Annotated in this window: 1 protein-coding gene; it reads left to right on the plus strand. The window is 64.4% G+C overall.

Annotation, left to right across the window (positions count from 1 at the left end; translation table 11 throughout):
• Positions 1 to 16: 16 nt before the first annotated feature.
• Positions 17 to 623: NB-ARC domain-containing protein (locus GWK61_RS54990; RefSeq protein ID WP_194922355.1), on the plus strand; the 607-nt coding region annotated here is incomplete at its 3' end.

Consider the following 623-nt stretch of genomic DNA (forward strand, 5'->3'; position numbering starts at 1 on the left):
CCTGCACCTCGCCGGAATGCGGAGCATCGGGAAGTCGACGATGCTGCTGTACTGGATCCGTCATCATGGGACGGACTTCTTCGAGGACGGCATCTACTATCTGGACCTGGACAGACTGAACTCTGACGAGCCGGACTCCGGAGAGGTCGCCCGGCTGCTGCTGGCACAGGTCGGACTGCCCCCGGCACTGATCCCGCCCGAGCCGGAAGTAGCCAGAAAATGGTGGGCCAGGCTGACGCAGGGCAGGAAGATCTGCGTCATCTTCGATCACGTCAAGGACGCCGACGAGATCGCGACGCTGATTCCGCAGTCGGCGAACAGCGCGGTCATTGTGGCCGCGGACACGATGATCGGCGACCTGCTGGGTGCCGACGTCAAGTATCGCGAGGTGCGCGGATTTGACGCGGACGCGGCCAGAGCGTACTTCCAGAACGCGGTGGCACCCCACCAACTCGACAGCGACGCCGCTTTGCGGAGTGTGGTCGACGTCTGCGCCGGCATTCCGGCGGTCCTGATGATGGTCGCCGGCATTCTGAACAGGGAGCCCAGCACCACCATGACTGACATGAACCACCGGCTGGCCCGGAGCGGTGGCGCGATCGACGAATTCCGCTCGCACCGCT

Source organism: Catenulispora rubra (genome assembly GCF_015356825.1).
In the GTDB taxonomy this organism is placed as follows: domain Bacteria; phylum Actinomycetota; class Actinomycetes; order Streptomycetales; family Catenulisporaceae; genus Catenulispora; species Catenulispora rubra.